Consider the following 23,086-nt stretch of genomic DNA (forward strand, 5'->3'; position numbering starts at 1 on the left):
CTTGGAAGAAGGTATTGTTATTTATCTAAAATGAATCCAACTAACCATAAAAAATACAAATGATTATTCAAATGTAATAACAGTTTTATTGCGTATTACAAAGAGGGAATTTTGGATAGGCTTAAAAAAGTTAGTTAGATATTGAAGGGAGAGATAAACTAAAATGAATTTGGTAAAAAAGATAGATAAGAATAATATACAAGATATTTTAGAGCTGACAGCAATGGAAGAAGCTATATTATTTCATTATCTAAAAGATGTAAATAGTAAGCAATATATAGAGCAATTACGTTTATCATTAACGGGTGAAATAAATATTGATATCTTTAAAAAAGCATGGGACTTAGTGATAAGATCAAATGATGTTTTGAGAAGCGTATATCTATGGTCTAAGTTAGAAAAACCTATTCAAATAATATTAAAGAATACTAGATTACCTATTACAGTATATGATTTTACTAAAGATAGTAATTCGTCATTCGAAATTAATGCTTTATTAAAAGAAGGTTTAAATACTAGAATTGATATAAGTGAAGAACCCTTTAAAATAAAAATATGTAAAATTAATAAAAATTATAGCGAAATGATTATCACATTCCATCATATTTTATATGACGGATGGAGTAATGGAATTTTAATTGAAGAGTTTTTAGAAATGTATAACAATCTAGTCAATAATAATAATATTGATTTAAAGGTAAAGGAAAATTATAAAAATTATAAAAAATGGCTTAGAAGTCAAAATAAAGAGGAACAAGAAAGCTATTGGAGTGAATATCTTAAAGGGTTTAATACTAAAACTAAATTACCTTATTTAAAGACAAAACTAAATGAAATAAAAGAGTATGGTATTTACACTTATAAATTTTCCGAAGATTTATCAAATAATATACTGAGTTTTATAAAGAAAAAGAAAATAACTGTTGCAACATTATTATATGCCGCATGGGGAATTGTCTTACAAAAGTATAATGACACAGATGACGTAGTATTTGGGACTACAGTATCTGGAAGAAATGTTGATGTTAATAACATTGATAAGATGGTTGGATTATTTATTAATACAATTCCTTTAAGAGTAACTTCTAAAGAGGATAGTTGTGTAATTGATTTATTAAAGGATGTTAGTGAGTCTATAGCTAAAAGGGAAAAATATGAACAAACTCCTTTAGTTGATATAAATAAGTATAGTAATCTGAAAAGAAATTTGTTTGATTCTATATTAGTAATAGAAAATTATCCTTTAAATAAGAGTTTATTTAAAAGTAATAAGTTTCTTCAGATTGAATTAATTGGAATTGATGAAATGACTAATTTTGATTTAACTTTAAAGGCTATATGTTTTAACAATATAGAACTTGAGTTTAGTTATAATAATGAAATACTTGATATAAATGCAATTAAAAATATTGCAAATCATTATATCAACATAATAAACGAGATGATACATAAACCCATTGAAAAAGTTGGGAAATTAAAGTTGATATCAAAAGAAGAGGAAAAAAAATTACTAAATGACTTTAATGATACCTCAGTTCATGTTCCAAGTAATATTACTATATTAGACTTTTTTAACAAACAAGTAAATGAAAAACCTAATAAACTAGCTATAAAGGATAAAGAGAATGCATTGACTTACAAAGAGTTAGATGCGAAATCAAATTTACTAGCAAAACAACTTATAAATAAAGGAATCAAGAAAAATGATGTAATAGGATTAATGATTGAGAGATCTACTAATATGATGGTTGCTATCCTTGGGATCTTGAAAGCGGGAGCAGCTTACTTGCCGATTGATGTTAAGGGGCCACAGAAAAAAATTGAGTATATGTTAAGTGATAGTAATAGTCGAATATTAATAATTGATAATGCGTCTAAAGATAAGATATTTTTTGATGGAGAAATTTTAAGTTTAGAGAAATTAATATCAGTCAAAGGATCAGAATTTTCTGCGTTATGTGAAGTTAAACAAGATAATATTGCATATGTTATGTATACTTCAGGTTCAACTGGAACTCCTAAAGGAGTAATGATAGATCATAAATCATTACTAAATAGACTCTTGTGGATGAATAGGAAGTATTCATTCAATGAAGATGATGTTTTTATCCAAAAAACGCCTTATACTTTTGATGTTTCTGTATGGGAAATTTTTATATTTTTATTAGAAGGGGGAACCTTGAGTATAATTTCTCAGGATGGAGAAAAAAATCCAGAAATTATAATTGAGCAAATAAGTAATGATAATGTAACTGTTATTCATTTTGTTCCATCTATGCTGACTGTATTTTTAGAATATATAGAAAGTAAAAACAATACCACTAAACTTAGAAGTTTATCTAATGTAATTTGTAGTGGGGAAGCTTTATTAGTTCAGCAAGTTAATAAATTTAAAGAATTGTTATATAAAAAATATGATACTCAATTACATAATCTTTATGGACCTACAGAGGCGACAATTGATGTAACTTATTTTGATTGTATTAATAATGAAATAATGGATTTTGTACCAATAGGAAAACCTATAGATAATATTAAATTGTATATAGTAGATAGACAAAATAATTTACAACCTATAGGAATTCAAGGTGAATTATGTATTGAAGGGATAGGCTTAGCTAGAGGTTATATAAATAGGGATGAATTAAATAGAGAAAAGTTTATAGAAAAACCTTTTAATGATTATACCCATATAAAAAGAATTTATAAGACTGGTGATTTAGCTAGATGGACACATGATGGAGAGATCGAGTATTTAGGAAGAAATGACAACCAAGTTAAAATAAGAGGCTATAGAATAGAGCTAAGCGAAATTGAAAATCAAATTTCAATGCTAGAATATGTAAAAAAAGCAGCAGTTATTATAAATGAAGATAAAAACCAAAATAAAAGCATTATCACATATTTTGTCGGTGATGAGAGGATTCCAGATGTAAAGTTGAAGAAAGACTTATCAAAGGTTCTGCCAGAATATATGATACCAAATCATTTTATTCAAATAGAGAAAATACCGCTAACACTAAATGGAAAAATAGATAGAAAAGAATTGCTAAATTTTAGAGTGCAAAATCAAAAAAAATTAGAAAAAAAATTACCACAAACTGAATTAGAAAGTAAGATAACAAAAATATGGAGCACTATTTTGGGCCACAATCAAATAGGAACAAATGAAAACTTTTTTGATATTGGTGGCAATTCAATTTTATTAATTAGAATGCACTCTCGATTAGAAAAAGAATTTCCTAATAAACTAACAGTTTCAGATTTGTTTTCTTATTCCACTATATCAGATATAGCAAAATATTTAACATTAAAAGAGCATGAAAATAATAATATTAAAATTGGATATATAAAAATACCAGACGGATATTTGGTAAGGGAATATCAAAATAGAAGTGAAAACTTTATACAAACTAGTATTAATAGTGATGATATGAAAGGGCTTTTTCAAGTTTTGAATGAAAAAAATACTAATTTAGGAAATTTATTAATTTCGCTTTGTGTTTATTTGTTAAATAAATGGACTAACAGTAATAATATAACACTTGAAGTTGCTACAGAAAAAAATAAAATTAAATCTTTATCGCTTGATATGGCTCAAATATTAACTATGAATTCTTTAATTAGTAAAGTTGAATATTTATTAAATGAATCTAATCTATATGGAGTAGATGATTTGAGGGAAATATCTCAAATTAAAAAGCATAATGAAATTAGTGTATTTTTTCACTATAATAAAGCAATTTCAAAAAATATAGATCTACTTAATTATTTTGATTTAATAATTGAAGCTTCAAAGAGCAATACGGGTATAGTTTTAACTGTGGAGTTTAATGCAAATAAGTTGAGATCTGATAAAGTTCATTTCTTTTTAGAAAAATATATTAAATTAATTAAAATAATAAATCAAAATTAACTAAGAATATAATATACGAGGAGGTTTTATTATGAAAAAAATAGGTATATTGTTCCCAGGACAGGGTTCTCAATATATTGGTATGGGTAAAAATATATATGATAATTTTAAAGTTGCTAAGCAAACATTTGAAGAAGCTAATGATATATTAGGTTTTGACCTTAGTAGAATATGCTTTGAAGGAAACATAGGGAAATTAAATTCTATTCAGAATATGCTTGTTGCAATTTTAACTACGAGTGTTGCGAATTATAGAGTTCTCATGAGTGAAGCCGATATTCAGCCCCTATATATGGCTGGACACAGTTTAGGAGAGTTTTCAGCTTTAACATGTAGCGGAGCAATAGATTTTGCGGATACTTTAAAGATTGTTCGATTTAGATCTTTATTAGCTCAAGAATTAGCTCAAAAACAAAATGGTGTAATGACAATAGTGGAAAATACCACTAAAAGACAAGTTGAAAAAATATGTAGCGATATTACAACTAGTATAAACGAAGTTAGTATTTCTTTATATAATTCACAGTCGCAATTTACAATTTGCGGGCATAGTAATGCTGTTATGGAGGCTGAGGGTAAATTATTAGAAGTAGGAGCTAGAATAACTCCAATAATAAATGGAGCTCCTTTTCATTGTGGTTTAATGAAAGAAGCAGCTATAAAATTCGAAAAAGAGTTAAGTAATTATAACTTTAAAGATCCTAAAATTGCTGTTATATCTAATATAGCAACTAGACCATATAAAGCAGAAGATATTATCCATAATTTAGTGGATCAACTTGTTAAACCTGTTAGGTGGGATAAAACAATGGAGTTTCTAAATCGTGAAAACTTAGATTTAATGATAGATATCGGTCCACAAAACATATTACAAAATCTTAGTGATTATGATGGAAAAGAGATAATATATTCCTTTAACCAAAAAAAGGACAAAGAAAGGTTACTAGAAGTTATTAAAAACGATAAAAAACAAAAAAATACTTTGATTACAAAATCTCTCGCTTTAGCTGTTTCTGTTAAAAATAAGAATTGGGATAATGAAGAATATCAAAAAGGTGTAGTAGAAAATTATAGAATTATAGAGGCTATACAAAATAAAGTAGATGAAAGTAAAATTCCACCTACAAATGAAGAAAAGATTAAGGTTCTTGAATGTTTAAAAATTATTTTAACAACAAAAAAATTAGAAATAAATGAACGAAATAAATTAATAGAAAAAATATTAATAAGTACAGGTGAAATAAATAACTTTAGAAGTTTTATTTAAGGAGGGGGCAAAAATTTTATGAAAGATCTTTTTGATTTAGATTTTGAAAAGATAGATAGTTATAATGATGAGGAAATATCAGGGATAGAAAAAGTGCCTTTAAATGATATTGCCATTATAGGAATGAGTGCAAAATTGCCATTAGCAGAAACAGTTGAAGAGCTTTGGAGCAATTTAACTTCAGGAAAAGACTGTATAAGAAAAGTACCTGAAAATAGATGGAATGATATGAAGGATTATCTAGATTATATGAAGATGAAAAATGTAGAAATAGAAGAAGGCGGGTTTTTGGAGGAAATAGACAGTTTTGATTATTCGTTTTTCGGTATAACCCCCAAGGAAGCTAGTTTATTAGATCCCAATCAAAAAATGTTCTTGCAAACTGCATGGCATGCTATAGAAGATGCAGGATATGGTAATGATAAAATTTATGGAACTAAAACTGGCGTATATTTAGGATTTGGAGTAGAAAGTGGGTACAGTAAACTTATATCAGATGTAACTCCGGATGATATATCACTATCAATCGCTGGAAATTTAAATCCTATTATTGCCAGTAGAATAGCTTATTTATTAAATTTTAGTGGGCCTAATATGATTGTTAACACGGCCTGCTCCTCTTCTTTAGTTGCAATTCATTTAGCATGTCAAGGTATAATTTCAGGCGAATGTAGTATGGCACTAGTAGGAGGAGTTCAATCTTATGTATTACCAATTAGAAAGGTGAAAATAGGCATTGAAGCAGGAGATAATCGTGCAAAAACATTTGATGATTTTGCAGATGGAACTGGTGGGGGAGAGGGAGTAGGAGCTTTATTACTTAAACCTTTAGGTAAAGCTATAAAAGATGGAGATAATATACATGCTGTTATAAAAGGAAGCGCCGTTAATTATGACGGAAAGTCTAACAGTATTACTGCACCAAATCCTGTAGCTCAGGAAGATGTGATTGTTAAATCATGGGAAAAAGCAGCGATAGATCCTGAAACTATTACATATATAGAGACACATGGAACGGGTACAAAGTTAGGTGATCCTATAGAAGTTGATGGAATATCAAGAGCTTTTAATAGATTTACAGATAAAAAACAGTTCTGTGCTATAGGGTCTATAAAAAGTAATATTGGACATTTAGATAATGCAGCTGGAATAGCAGGAATGATTAAGTCAATTTTATGCTTGAAAAATAAAATTCTACCACCTACTTTGCATTTTACTAGACCAAATAGAAATATTAATTTTATAGATAGTGCTGTATACATAAATTCTGAAATAAATAGATGGGATTCCCCTAACTCACCGAGGAGATGTGGAGTTAGTGCCTTTTCACTAAGTGGTACAAATTGTCATATTGTTTTGGAAGAATATGATGATAAAAATTCAGAAGAGACTATGGAAAGTGACTACATTCTTTCGATTTCAGCTAAAGATGAAAAGATATTAAAAGAACTTATTAAAAAGTATAAGAAAAAAGTTTTAGAATTCGACAATCTAAATATTGGAAATATGTGTTTTACAGCTAATACAGGGAGGTGGCATTATAACTATCGTATTGCAATTGTATTTAAAGATAGACAGGATCTTTTAGAAAAGTTACATATTATTAGTAGTAACCAAGACATGAACCGTATTGAAAATAGAGATATATTTTTTAATAAAGTACAAAATGTAAAACCCAGCATGGAGAAAACGGAATTTAAGGAATCAAACAAAAATTTTATTAATTCAACATTAAATGATAAGGATACTTTAAAAAAAATTGCTTCATTATATGTTAATGGAGAAAGTATAGATTGGGATGAATTTTACAATATTGGGAATTATAAGAGAATTAGTTTACCAGTATACCCTTTTAAAAAAGAAAGAAGTTGGATTAAAATTCCTAAAATAAAAGCAGATGATAATGAAAATATTAGTGAACTATTTAATGAGATACAATGGGTTATTACAGAGAACGCTGAATGTACTCAAGAATCAGAAAGAAGAAAAGTTTTAATATTTACTGATTTTGATAAAAATTATTTAAAAATTCAAGAAGAGTTAATGAAAAATGGTTCAGAAGTAATTTTAGTTGAAACTGGAGAAGAATTTCAACAGTTAGATGAAAATAGTTACATAATTAGTAACAACGAGGAAGATTATGTAAAAATTTTGGATATTATACAGTTTGAAAATGTTACAAATATAATTCACATGGTAAACATGGAATTTTATAAAGAAGCAAAAAATTTAGATGAGTTGAATAAAATAAAAGAAAAAGGAGTTTATAGCTTATTGTGGCTTATTAGAAATATGAGTAAATATAAGCTGGAAAAACACCCGGATTTAACCATAGTAACTAAATATGCTTACCAAGTTACTGGTGAAGAAGAGTTAGTACAATGTGAGAATAACTTAATTTCAGGATTGGTGAAGTCAATAATTTGGGAATATCCGTATTTGAAAATAAAATCAATTGATTTTGATAATCATAGTGAAATTCATTTAATACTAAATGAAATTCAATCAGATTCAATGGAAAAAGAAATTGCATATCGTAATTCACAGAAATATATACCTGTTCTAAATAGCATTAATGTTAAAAATGTTGATAAAAGTTTAGTTGAAATAAAAGAAAACGGTACTTATTTAATTACTGGTGGAGTCGGTAGAATTGGATTAGAAATGGCTAAATTTTTAGCAAGTAAGAACAAAACTAATATTATCCTTTTAAATCGTAGTTCTCTCCCTAAGAGGGACGAGTGGGATAAGTTAATAATAAATAATAGAGATACAATATTAATAAATAAATTGAAAGAAATAATTGAAATAGAGGCTTTAGGATCAAATGTAGAGTGTTTGTCAGCTGATATAACTAACTATAGTGAAATGAAAAAATCACTAGAATATTTACGAGAAAAACATGGAAACATTAATGGAATTATTCATGCTGCAGGTGTTGGTGTTGGTGTAAAAGGTAATTCTTTAGAAGATGAGAAAGAGGAAATATTTAATGCTGTTTTATTGCCCAAGGTTAATGGTACTTGGATTTTAGATAGATTGACTCAAGAGGAAAACATGGATTTCTTTGTTTTATGTTCTTCAGCAATAACATTAATTGGTGGCCAAAATAGTGGGTGTTATATCGCTGCTAATGCTTATTTAGATTCTTTTGCTGCATCTAGGTCACTAAAAGGCAAAAAAACAATATCTATAAACTGGCCAGCTTGGAATAAAGACGGCCTTATAGAGAAGGCTGATATAGTTATTGATAAACAAATTGTTAAACCAATATTGCCCAATACAGCCATTAATGCTTTTGATAAAACATTAAATTTTGATTTAAATAGGATTATTGTTGGAGAATTAAATTTAAGTGGGTCATTATTTGAAATAGGAGATTATTTACCATTTAAATTATCTGAGGATATAAAATATAAAGTTAATTTAGAAAAAAAATTAAAAATTGAAGATTTGAAATGTGATGAATTAAAGAAAGAAGTTAAGTTAAAAGGTAATGATTTAGATGAGTATGGAGATGTTGAAAAAGTCATAGGTTCAATATGGCAAGAAGTTTTAGGATTTGAAGAACTGAATATACATGATAACTTTTTTGAAATAGGAGGAGATTCTATTAGTGTTACAAAAATGCATACGTTAATAGATAATCATTATACTGGTCTAATCAAATTAGTAGATATTTTTGCATACCCATCAATAGATAAACTATCTAAATTTATAATTTCTAAGCAATATGGTGATGAAAAGTTAAAAAATCAGGATGATTTTAATAATTCTGGTGAGAATATTAACGCTTTATTAGATAAATTAGCATCAGGGGAAGTTACAATTGAAGATGCTATGACCATTTATGATGAAATTTATGAGGAGGAGAAGCTTTAAATGAGTAAAGAAAAACTGCTGCATGAAATATTAAAAAATGTGTCATTAGGGAAAATCGATAAAAGTGCAGGTGTGGATTTATTAGATATATTAAAAAAGACAGAAAACAGTATAGAGGATGATATAGCGATAATTGGAATGTCAGTTAATCTCCCAAAAGCAGAAAATGTAGATGAATATTGGAATATATTAGTGAGTGGGACTGATTGTATAGAGGAATATCCTAAAGAAAGAAAAAAAGATATAGATAGATATTTAAGATTAATTAATGAACATGAAAATGTTCACTATTGTAAAGGAGCGTATTTGAAAGAAATAGATAAATTTGATTATAATTTTTTTAAAATCTCTCCTCGAGAAGCAAGCTTAATGAATCCAAACCAAAAGTTGCTACTAGAAAATGTATGTAAAACTGTAGAGGATGCTGGTTATAGTAGAGAAGATTTTAAAGGTACTAAAACAGGTGTATATATAGGATATAGTGGAGATGAAATTATTGATTATAAAAAATATATAACAGATATTGAGCCAAGTGTAACTTCAGAGGCATTTTCTGGGAATTTATCATCGGTAGTTGCAGGGAGAATATCTTATTTTCTTGATTTAAAAGGTCCAAGTTTAATAATTGATACAGCTTGTTCATCATCTTTAGTAGCTGTACACACAGCATGCCAAAGTATTCTTAATGGAGAATGTGAAATGGCTATTGCAGGGGGAGTAAGAATAAATTTACTTAGGAAAGAAGGAACATTTGATATTGGGGTAGCTGCCTCTGATTCTAAAACAAAAACCTTTGATAATGATTCGGATGGGGCAGGCAGTGGAGAAGGTGTAGTTTCAATATTGTTGAAACCTTTAAAAAAAGCATTGAAGGATAATAATAATATTCATGCAGTAATAAAAGGAAGTGCTGTTAATCATGATGGGAATTCTATGGGTCTAACTGTCCCAAATGTTTTATCACAAGAGGAGGTTATTTTAACAGCGTGGAAAAATGCTAGAATAGATCCAGAAACATTATCATATATAGAAGCGCATGGAACTGGAACAAGGCTTGGAGATCCAATTGAAGTTGATGCAATTGAGAGAGCATTTAGAAGATACACAAATAAAAAACAATTTTGTGCAATAGGATCAGTAAAGCCAAATTTAGGCCATTTAGATCATGGTGCAGGTTTAGTAAGTTTAGTTAAGTGTATCTTATCCTTGAAAAATAAGGAATTACCAGCAATGCTAAACTTTGGTAGACCTAATAAGAATATTGATTTTATAAACTCACCCGTATATGTAAATGACAAGCTTAGCACTTGGGATGAAACTTCTAAGCCAAGAAGATGTGGAGTTAGCGGTTTTGGTATTAGTGGTACAAATTGTCATATAGTTCTAGAAGAATCGCCAGATTATAATAATAATTTTGAAGAAGATGAAAGTGGACTCAAGATAATTACCTTTTCAGCTGCAAATGAAGGGGTACTTAAAACTATAATTCATGAGTATGAGTATTTTTTTAACAAAAATTTAAATGTAAATATGAATGATGTTTGTTATACAAGAAATGTAGGGAGAGATCATCTTGAATATAGATTAACTTTAGTATTTAAAACTCGGGAAGAACTTAGAAAAAAATTAAATATTATTACGAAAACTAATGAATTGAAGAAGGAACACCCTGAATATAATTACGGGAAATATAAACTAGTACCTACTAATAAAGAGAATAAAGAGAGTTTTGAAGTGACTAGTAATCAGGTTGAATTACTATCAAAGACATCGAATAATTTAATAGATAAGATACTTAATTGTGAAGAAGAGGAAAAATCGGGATATTTTGAGGAACTATCTAATAATTACATTAAGGGTGCTGCTATAAATTGGAAAAAACTTTATGATAAGCAAACACAAAGAAAAATAAGTTTGCCCACTTATCCTTTTGAGAAAAAAAGATGTTGGTTAGAATTTGATATAGAAAATGATGCAAATATTTTAACAGAAGAATCACTTTATAATTTAAGAGTATGGACTGTAGATGAATTAGATAAGTCGGAATACCAAAACAATATTATTGATAATGATCGCATATTAATTTTAAAAGATGACAATGACACTGCTAATGCTTTATCAAAAAAATTTATTAAAAATGGACATAATGTAATACTAGTTGATTTAAAGGATAAATATGAAAAGAAAAATGATAATTATTTTAGTATAAAAAATTGTATTGATGACTTTGAAAAATTATTTACAGAAATTAAAGATGTAAAGAAGATAATAAATTTATCATCGTTAAATTGTAAAAATGAAGTCAATACTATAGAAGAATTGAATGAAAAATTAAATAGAGGTATTTATTCTCTACTAGATATGGTGAAAGCAATCGTAAAAAAGAGGGAAAATCAAGAAATAGAATTGGTGTTAGTTGCTGAAAATACAGAGTTAGTATCTAATACAGAAGCGGAAATTTATCCTGAACATTCAACATTATTTGGTTTGGCAAAGGTTGTTAATTGGGAAAATCAAAATATTAAATGTAGATGTATTGATATTGATAAAGATACAAAAATAGAAACTTTGGTAAATGAAATTTCAAACAATAGAGGTGATTTTAAAGTTGCATATAGAAATAATATTAGATATATAGAATCACTTGAAAAGTTAAATATAGAAAAAAATAAAGATGAACCATTAAATGTGAGTGAAGACGGGGTTTATATCATCACAGGAGGAACTGGTGCTATTGGATTAAAAATAGCAAGGTTTTTAGCCAATAAAGGGGCAAGAAAGTTAGCATTAATAAACAGAAATCCGTTTCCAAGTAGAGATAAATGGGATAATCTATTAAATATAAGAGAAGATAGAAAGTTATGTGAAAAAATCCTTTTATTAAAAAACTTAGAAAAGGATGGCGTTGATATAGGTTTCTTTGCAGGTAGTGTAGCTGACTATGATGCTATGAAAGGAATTTTTACTTGTATTAGAGCAAATTACAATAAAATTGATGGGATTGTTCATTGCGCAGGTATAGGTGATGGGACATTAATAGAATTTGAAACTAAAGAGAGTTTAGAATCAACATTAACTTCAAAGGTACATGGAACCTGGGTTCTGGATGAATTAACTAAGAATGACGATTTAGAGTTTTTTATAACTTGTTCTTCCGCAATTACATTAATAGGAGGTTTAGGGGGAGGGGGTTATACGGCAGCTAATTCATATCTAAATTCATTTGCTGCTAAGCATAAAATAAAAGGTATAAAATCTTTAGCGGTGAATTGGCCATCTTGGGATGAAACAGGTTTATCAGAGGGTGTAGAGAATTTCGAAGAAAAACAGGTATTTAAAATTATATCGCCGTTTGAAGCGATGGAGGCATTTGGTGAAATTGTAAATACTGATTTATATGAAATAATCCTAGGGAAAATTAATTATGAGTGTACTTTGTTTCAGAGGTTAGACATACTTCCATTTAATATATCTGATAATATTAGGAATAAAATACCGAAAAATAATAAAACTATTATCAAGAAAACTTTGAATAAAAAATATGCAAGTACAAAGCTTTTGGGGAAATCTGATAATTTTACTGAAAATGAAATTTTATTAGGTAGTATTTGGGGAGAGGTCCTAGGATTAGATGAAATAAATATTTATGAGAATTTCTACGAGCTTGGAGGAGATTCATTAATAGCAACAAGAATTCTTAATTTAGCAAATAAGAAGAACAACGTTACAATAGGGATTCAGGATTTCTTTAAAAATACAAATATACACGATTTAGCAAAATGCATGGATGAAAAAAATATAAATAAAGATGATAGAGGATTAATAATTAATAAAGCTGAACATTTAGACTATTACCCTGTATCATCAGCTCAGAAGAGATTATATATATTGAATCAATTTAACGAGGATTCTTTGCATTATAATGAACCATCAATAATGAGAATATATGGAACTTTAAATATTGAAAATTTAAAAAAATCAATATCTAAATTAATTGAAAGACATTCTTCCTTAAGAACCTCTTTTAAATTAATAGATAACAATCCTGTACAAATAATAGAAGATACTATAGATTTTGAAATAGATTTTTTGAGTGCAACTGAAGGTAATATAGATGAAATCATTAATGAATCAATAAAGCCATTTAATTTAGACAAGTGTCCATTATTTAGAGTTAGTTTAATCACAATTTCGGAGAATAGTCATATATTAATATTTGATATGCATCATATAATTTGTGATGGTACATCTATGCATATATTACTTGAAGATTTCATTGCACTATATAAAAATCAAGAATTATCGCCTTTAAATCTACAATACACTGATTTTTCAATATGGCAGGAAGCATTTTTTGAAACGGATGCAATAAAAAGACAAGAGCAGTTTTGGTTAAATCTTTTTGAAGGTGATATACCGGTGTTAAATTTACCCGTAGATTATCAAAGACCAACAATGCCAAGTTATAAAGGTGATCAATTTGAGTTTATTTTAGATGCCGAGCTGACAAAAAAGTTAAATTCTCTAATTTTAAAATTGGGAGTTACTTCGTATATGGCGTTATTAGCAGCATTTAATATTATGCTTCAAAAGTATACCAATCAAGAGGATATAGTCATAGGAACTCCAATAGAAGGAAGAAATAATGCGGATTTACAAAATCTGATAGGAATGTTTGTAAATACACTAGCAATGAGAAATCAACCTAAGGATAACAAAAAATTTAATGAGTTTATTCTTGAAGTTAAAGAAAATGCTTTAAAAGCTTATGAAAATCAAGATTACCAATTTGAAAAACTTGTTGAAAATTTAAATCTCCAAAGAGATATATCGAGAAATGCTTTGTTTGATGTAATGTTTGCTCAACACTACTATAAAAAAGAGGAAATGATTGATTTAGGAGATATTAAGATAATTCCATATGAATTTGGAAAAAAGGTATCTAAGTTTGATTTAAGCTTAATTGCCGTCGAAAATAATGGTAGTATAAGCTTCATGTTGGAATATAGTATTGAATTATTCAAGAAACAAACTATTGAAAGAATGGCGAACCATTATATATATATTTTAAAACAAATAATAAATAATCCTAATATATTTATAAAAGATATTAATCTTATGGAATTGCATGAGAAGGCAGAATTACATGAAGGGTGTAACAATGCTTTTGATAATTTTGGTAATAAATCTATAGTAAGATTATTTGAAGAACAGGTAGTTAAAACACCAAATAGAATTGCTGTAGAATATAATGAACTTAGATTAACATACAAAGAATTAAACCAGCGTGCAAATTCACTTGCAGCTACTCTAAGACTAAGGGGTGTATTTGCCAATTCTATAGTTGGAGTAATTGCTGATAGATCCTTAGAAATGGTTATTGGGATCTTAGGGATTTTAAAAGCAGGAGGAGCATATTTGCCAATAGATCCTCGTTATCCTGAAGAAAGAATTAAATATATGTTAGAAAATAGTAATGCATCAATTGTTTTAACTAATGTAAAAAGTAATATAACTTCCTTTTATCAGGGGGAAATATTAAATTTAAATTCCAATAATATATATGATGAAAATGTGGATAACTTAGATTTAATAGAAGATGGCGAAAGTTTGATTTATTTAATTTACACATCTGGTACTACAGGGAAACCAAAAGGTGTAATGGTAAAAAGAAATTCATTTGCAAATTTGATTGATTGGTATATTAACGAGTTTGAATTTAACCAAAAGGATAATGTATTATTAATGGCTTCTATAAGCTTTGATTTGGCACAAAAAAATCTTTATTCACCTTTATTAACTGGTGGAAAATTAATACTAATTAATGATGATTTCATTGATTATAACGAAGTTGTTAATATTATAAAAAAATCCAACGTTACAGTTATAAATTGTACACCTAGTGCCTTTAATCCTATATTAAGTTTTGATGTAGATAATAATTATAATTCAATTTCAAGTCTAAGATGTGTATTTTTGGGAGGAGAACCCATTAATTTGAAGTCACTTAAAGGATGGACAAACAGTCCATCATATAATGGCGAAATAATTAATACATATGGACCCACGGAATGTACAGATATAGCTACTTATTACCGAATTAAAAATGATGAATTAAAAAGTCTGAATAATGTACCAATCGGTAAGCCAATTAACAATGTAAAGGTTTATATTACCGATAAATTTGGTAAGGAACTACCTATAGGAATTCCGGGTGAGTTGTGTATAGGAGGATTAGGTGTTTCTAAAGGATATTATAATGATATCAAATTGACAAATGAAAAGTTTGTCTGTTATGAGAATCTTTCTAAGACTGAAGTCTATAGGACTGGTGATTTTGCAAAAAGGTTAGATGATGGAAATATAGAGTTATTAGGAAGAATGGATTATCAAATAAAAATAAGAGGGTATAGAATAGAAACAGCAGAAATTGAATCGCAAATATTGGATTTATATGGAATGAAACAAGTAGTTGTAATTGATGTAGGCACTGATGATAATAAATTTTTATGTGCTTATTATGTAAGTGATATTAACTACGCTACACAAGAATTAATAGAAAAACTTAAAGCAAAATTACCTGATTATATGGTGCCATTACATTTTATTATGCTGGAGGAAATACCATTAAACTCCAACGGGAAGATTAATAGAAGGTTACTACCAAAACCTAATTTAAATAATATAACTTCAAGAGAATATGAACATCCAAGTAATTCAGAGGAAATAAAAATGGTAGACATTTGGAAGGGAATACTTGATTTAGAAAATATAGGTGTAAATGATGATTTTTTTGAAATAGGGGGACATTCATTAAGAGCGACTACATTACGATTAGAAATAATTAAAACTTTTAATATTAACATTCCATTATTAGAAATATTCACCTTAAAAACCATAAAGGCACTTTGTGGATATATTTTAAAAATGAAAGAAATAAATGAAACCAGTGAATACAAAGTAATCGAGAGAGTGGATGAAAAAGATTTTTACGAGGTTTCTTCATCACAAAGCAGAATGTATATGTTGCAAAAATTAAATAATGGAACCTCTTATAATATTACAGTCGCTTTTGAAATAAATGGAGAAATTGATTTTCTTAAGTTAGAAGAGTCATTCGTTAAGTTAATTGTAAGACATGAAAGTTTAAGAACTAGTTTTAAAGAGTTTGATAATCAAATAATTCAAAATATTCACAAGGCAGAAGAAGTTGAATTTAAAGTAGAAAAGTACTCGGAGCAAAAAGAAGAAAATATAAAGCATATTATTAATACTTTTATTAGACCTTTTGATTTGAGTATAGCACCATTATTTAGAGTCGGAGTTATTAAAAATTCCAATACAAGATGTATATTAATACTAGATATACATCACATAATAGCAGATGGTGAAACTATGGCGATTATCGCTAATGAATTTTCTGATATTTATGAAGGTAGAGAATTGAAAAAATTAACTTTACAATACAAAGATTATTCTGAATGGAAAAATAGATTTAGCAAAAGTGATGAATACGAAAAACAAAAACAATATTGGTTAACTGAATTTAAAGAGGATGTAATACCAGTAACAATCCCAACAGATTATAATAGGCCTAGTCTAAAGAGTAATATTGGAGAGAGTATTAATTTTAAGATAAAGAAGGAGAAAGTTATCATTTTAAAGAAACTAGCTAAAGAAAATGACGCTACTCTGAGTATGGTTTTAATGACTGTATTTAAAATTATACTTTCTAAATATAGTAATCAAAATGATATAGTAATAGGAACTGCAATAGCTGGAAGAAATTACAATGGGCTAGAAGATACTGTAGGCATGTTTGTAAATACATTAGCGATAAGATCTGATATTCAAAGAGAGGACACTTTCGTTAATTATTTATGTAAAGTGAAGAATAAAACTATAAAGGCATTTGAAAATCAAGATTATGAATTTGATGATTTAGTAAATAATCTAGAGCTATCAAAAGACTTAGGTAGAAATCCATTATTTGATTTTATGTTTATAATGCAAAATACTAAAGATGCAAAAGTAAATATTCAAGATTTAAAAATTAGTAGTTATGACTTTACAGATAATTCAGAGAAACTAGATTTAACATTAATTGCAACTGCAATTGAGGATAGTATTAATATGACATTAAGTTATTCTAAAGATTTATTTAAAAAAGAAACTATTGAAGGGTTTAAAAATAATTATTTTGAAATCTTAGAGCAAATTATCAATAATTCAACATTAAAAATATCGGACATTCAATTAATTCATAATTATGAATTAATTGGTGCGATTGAGTTCGATAGCAATTTCGATTTTTAAACAATGTATAGGATTTTAAAAATTTTGGAATTTTTAAAATCCTATATTAGAAAGGATTGAAACCATGAATGAAAAATTAGATATAAATATAATAAGTAATATGTTAATAAGAGAAAAAGAATTTTGGAATAATAAATTCAAAGATGATTTTAAAAAAACTATATTCCCTTGGAAAATTGTTAATAGAAATGAATATTCCGAAAAAACACATAATTATTTTTTCAAAGAACACGATACATTAAAAATAAAAAAAATTTGTAGGAATTCTAAAAAAAAATCATTCGTTTTTTTGTACACAATTTTAGCAGTCTTAATTAATAAATATACTAATAATAAATATGTGACTATTAATTCTCCGATTTTTAAACAAGACAAAAAAAAACATCTATCTAATAGAGTAATTCCATTTATTCAAGAAATTTCAACTGAAATTACATTTAAGGATTTATTATTATTATCAATAGCTAATGTAGAGGAATTCTACAAAAATGGAAATTATCCGATCGAAAAAATATATGATTTTGTTAGTGAAAATATGAATGAAGAACATCTACCATTAAGTGAAATAACATTTGTTCTAGATAATCTTCAAGATATCAATGATGTTAAAAAAAGTAAGGATAATCTAATTTTTATTTTTACTATAGATGATGAGTATATTAGTTTAAAGATAAAATGCGATAAAAATACTTACAGCGATTATATAATAGATAACTTATTTAATAATTTTGAGAGTATTCTTTCTATCGTTTTAAATTTTAGTGGTATAAAAATTAAGAATATAGATCTTTTATCAAAAGATGAAAAAAATAAATTATTAGTTGAGTTTAATAATACCGAGTCAGATTATTTATCTAATAATACAATAAATGAACTATTTGAAATGCAAGTGGAAAAAAATCCAGAAGAAATTGCATTAGTATCAAATAATATTGAAGTAACTTATAAGGAATTAAACGAAAAGTCTAATATTCTCGCAAGAACTTTAAGAGAAAATGGAGTAACTAAAGAATCCATTGTAAGTATACTTTTAGGGCGTTCCCCAGAAGTAATTATAGCAATTATAGCAACATTAAAAGCTGGAGGGGGATACTTGCCAATAGATCCTGATTTCCCTAAGGAAAGAATAGATTATATGCTTAAAGATAGTCAATCAAAGCTAGTTATAACAGAGGACAGGTATATAGAAAAAATAAGCGATATATATGACAAAATTAATCTGAACAATGAAACATGGGGAGGCAATTGTGAAAATTTAGCTCCAATGAATAAAAGTAATAATTTGGCTTACCTTATTTATACATCTGGTTCTACTGGAAATCCTAAAGGAGTAATGATAGAACATAAAAATGTAATAAATTTTATAGAAGGAGTATCTAAAAATTTAAATATAAAGAAATACTCAACTATGTTGTGTATAACAACAGTTTCTTTTGATATTTTTGTATTAGAAACTCTGTTACCATTGATAAATGGAATGAAAGTTGTAATTGCAGATGAAAATGAATTAATTGATGGGCAAAAGCTCTCAAACTTAATTTCTAGTAATTCTATAGATATAATACAAAGTACTCCATCAAGAATAAATACCTTATTGGAAAATCCTAATTTTAATAAAGAACTAGGAAATATTGGAATGATTTTATTGGGTGGAGAGCATTTACCCCTATCTATAATAGAAAAAATAAGAAAAAATAACAATTTGGAAATATTCAACATGTATGGTCCTTCGGAGACGACTGTATGGTCTACAATGAAAAAAATAAATGGTGTAGAGAAGATAACTATTGGACGTCCAATACAAAATACAAAAGTATTCATCGTTAATAAGGAAAATAAATTACAACCAATAGGATTACCTGGAGAATTGTGTATTAGTGGTGATGGATTAGCTAGAGGGTATTTGAATAATAATCAATTAACAAATAAAAAATTTGTAGATAATCCGTTTGAAAAGGGATCAAAAATGTATAAAACAGGGGACCTAGCAAGATGGTTACCAGATGGGAATATCGAGTTTTTAGGTAGAATAGATAATCAAGTAAAAATAAGAGGTAGTAGAATAGAATTAGGGGAGATAGAAAATGCTATCTTAAATATTAAAGGAATGAAAGAAGCAATAGTCTTAGCAAAAGGTCATGAAGAAAAGTACTTATGTGCATATTATGTATGTGATACAAAGGATAATAAGAAGGAATTAAAGGAATTGCTAAAAAAAATTTTACCAACATACATGATTCCTTCAATTTTTATACAATTGGAAAGCATGCCGCTTACACCTAATGGAAAAATAGATAGAATAAGTTTGTTAACGTTAAATCAAAAGATAGATAGTGAACCAGGGTATGAAGCCCCAAGAAATTATATAGAAAATAAATTAATTGACTTATATAAAGATATATTAAATCTTCCTAATATTGGTATTGAACATAATTTCTTTGATTTAGGAGGGAATTCATTAAATGCAACTATATTAGCAGGAAGAATATATAAGGAACTAGGTATAGAGATTGCGCTTAAAGAAATATTTAATTTAGGAACTGTAAAGGAATTGAGTGAATATGTAAATTCCAAAGAAACCTCTATATATAAACAAATCAAAACAATACAGAAAATGGATTATTACATTACATCTTCTGCACAAAAAAGAATGTTTATGTTACAGCAACTTGATAAAGAGAGTGTAGCATATAATATGCCTCAGACTATTGAAATACAAGGCACTATGGATAGAGATAAAATAGAAGGAATCTTTAGAAAGTTAGTAAAGAGGCATGAAGCGTTAAGGACATATTTTGAAACGAATGAAGGAGAAATAGTCCAAAAAATAGATAAGGAATATGTATTTATTTTAAAAGAGAAAGTAGAAACAAAATCTATAGAAGAAGTATTAGCTAATTTTATTAAACCATTTGATTTAGGAAAAGCACCTTTATTTAGAGCGGAGCTTATAAAAATAGAGGATAAAAATTATTTATTATTAGATATGCACCATATCATATCTGACGGTGTGTCTATGAGTATTCTCATTAACGAGTTTGCCAGATTATATAGTGGAGAAGAATTAGCATCATTAAAGGTCCAATATAAAGATTTTGCCGCATGGCAAAATGAATTGAAAAATTCTGAGAATTATAAAAACCAAGAAGAGTATTGGATAGATAAATTCAATGGAGAACTACCGGTTCTTACTATTCCTACTGACTTTTCAAGGCCTATGGTACAAGATTTTAGTGGAGAAGAATTAGAATTTAGTATTGATGAAGAGGTTACTCTTAAATTAAGAGCTTTAGCTAAAGAAACAGGAACTACTCTATACATGGTACTACTTTCTACTTTTAAGATTTTATTAGCGAAATATTCAGGACAAGAGGATATTGTAGTTGGTACACCTATATCTGGTAGAACCCATCCAGATTTAGAAAATGTAATAGGGATGTTTGTAAATACATTGGCTATAAGAACTAAAATAGACTTTGAAAAAAGCTATTTAGATTTATTAAATGAAATAAAAACAAATACATTAGGGGCTTATGACAATCAAGATTATCAGTTTGAAGAATTATTAGAAAAGTTAGCTTTATATAGAGATATGAGTAGGAACCCCTTATTTGATGTTATGTTTACATTAGAAAAGGCTGAGGATGTAAAAGCTTTTACGGAATATGAATTGTTTAACTTTAATAATATATCTAAATTTGATATTGACATGGTAGCAATTGATGAAACAGATCAAATCTGTTTTAAGATACAATATGCTACAAGTTTATTTAAAAGAGAAACTATCGAAAAAATCAAGGATTATTATCTTGATATATTAAAAGTGGTAATTAGTGATAATACAGTGAAACTGAGTAATATAGATATGTTGACTAGTAATGAAAAATTAATGTTGAACGAGTTCAATAATCTATATAAAGAGCTACCAGTAAGTAAAACTGTAACACTTTTGTTTGAAGAACAAGTTGAGAAGACACCAGATAAAATAGCTGTAGAATGTAATAATGTAAAATTGACTTATAAAGAGCTGAATATTAGATCAAATAAAGTAGCAAGAGTGTTAAGAAAAAGTGGTCTAAGGAGAAATGAAGTTGCTGCAGTTATAATGGAGCGTTCAACAGATATGCTTATAGGTATTTTAGCAATTCTAAAGGCGGGCGGAGCATATGTACCAATAGATATAGCATATTCTGATGAAAGAGTTAGGGATATAATAAAAGACTGTGGAGCTAACTTAGCATTAGTAACAGATAACACGATTGAACAAAGAGAGTCCATTTCTAAAATAGATACACATATAATAAATGTTAATAGTAGTTTAATTAACAATGAATCAGAATCAAATTTAGATTCTATTAATGAAATTAACGACTTAGCATATGTGTTATTTACATCTGGAAGTACTGGTAAACCAAAAGGCGTTATGATAGAGCATCTAGGAATGCTAAATCATATATTGGCGATGATTGAAACTTTGAATTTATCAGAAAATAGCAATATAGCACAAAATGCATCGCATTGCTTCGATGTCTCAGTTTGGCAATTTTTGACTGCAATTACTTTGGGGGGTAAAACGCTGATTTATCCTAAAGAAGATGTAATAAATATGAAAAAATTTATTGATAAAATAGAAGCTGATGAAGTAACGGTTTTAGAAGTTGTGCCCACTTACTTAGGTACAATGTTAGATTTTCTTGAAGAAGATAGGAGAAACTTTGAAAAATTAAAGTATCTTATAATAACAGGAGAATCTTTAAATAAAAAATTAGCAAAAAGATGGTTTGATAATTATAAGCATGTAAAAGTAATTAATGCATACGGACCAGCAGAGGCTTCCGATGATACAACTCTTTATATAATGGATAAGCTTTGTGAAAATGAAATAATACCAATAGGAAAACCAATACAAAACATAAAGCATTATGTAGTAGATAGATATATGAATCTGTGTCCAATAGGAGTTGTTGGTGAATTATGTGTATCAGGAATAGCTGTAGGCAGAGGATATATAAATGATAAAGAAAGAACTAAAAAATCATTTATAGATGATCCTTTTACAAATAAAAAGGACGTAAAGCTTTACAAAACGGGAGATTTAGCGAGATGGTTACCAGATGGAAATATCGAATTTTTAGGTAGAATAGATAATCAAGTTAAAATAAGAGGATTTAGAATAGAGCTTGGGGAGATAGAAAATAGATTATTACAACATGACGATGTAAAAGAAACGGCCGTTGTAGTAATGGAAGGAAACGATACAGACAAATACATTTGTGCCTATATAGTAAGTGAGAAAGAACTGAAGGATTTAAATTTAAAGAACTATTTGGCAGAAAGTTTACCAGAATATATGATTCCTACTTACTTTATAAAGATAGATGAAATGCCTTTAACACCGAATGGGAAACTGGATAGAAGAGCACTTCCAAAACCAAATACAGAGGATTCTTTAAATGAATATGAAGCACCAAGAAATGAATTAGAAGAAACCCTAGTAAGAATATGGTGTGAAGTGCTAGGAATGGATAAGATTGGGATAAATGATAACTTCTTTGACCTTGGTGGACATTCATTGAAAGCTATGACACTTATTTCAAAAATGCATAAAGAAATAAATAAAGAGCTTCCAATAATGGAATTATTTAAGTCGCCAACGATAAAAGAGGTAAGTAAGTTTATTGAAAGTGCGAAGGAAACTATTTTTT

The 23,086-nt window shown here is 27.8% G+C and carries 5 protein-coding genes; all 5 read left to right on the forward strand.

Annotated features, from left to right (window positions below; genetic code table 11):
• Positions 1-163: 163 nt before the first annotated feature.
• On the forward strand, positions 164-3,916 hold the full coding sequence (locus tag ACVYAD_RS05990) for an amino acid adenylation domain-containing protein (protein WP_476425241.1): 3,753 nt from the start codon (positions 164-166) through the stop codon (positions 3,914-3,916).
• Between the two features lie 31 nt (positions 3,917-3,947).
• Positions 3,948-5,183 carry an ACP S-malonyltransferase gene (locus ACVYAD_RS05995; RefSeq protein ID WP_476425243.1) on the forward strand — a complete coding sequence of 412 codons (1,236 nt, stop codon included), beginning with the start codon at positions 3,948-3,950 and terminating at the stop codon, positions 5,181-5,183.
• Positions 5,184-5,201: 18 nt separating this feature from the next.
• Complete coding sequence (locus tag ACVYAD_RS06000) at positions 5,202-9,065, forward strand: type I polyketide synthase (RefSeq protein ID WP_476425245.1); 3,864 nt, start codon at positions 5,202-5,204, stop codon at positions 9,063-9,065.
• The gene (locus tag ACVYAD_RS06005; RefSeq protein ID WP_476425247.1) at positions 9,066-17,381 is read left to right on the forward strand and encodes a hybrid non-ribosomal peptide synthetase/type I polyketide synthase; all 8,316 of its coding nucleotides are present in this window, start codon (positions 9,066-9,068) and stop codon (positions 17,379-17,381) included.
• A 64-nt stretch (positions 17,382-17,445) separates the two neighbouring features.
• The coding region (locus tag ACVYAD_RS06010; RefSeq protein WP_476425248.1) for an amino acid adenylation domain-containing protein at positions 17,446-23,086 on the forward strand (5,641 nt) is incomplete at its 3' end.

Source organism: Lysinibacillus sp. G1-3, assembly GCF_056322905.1.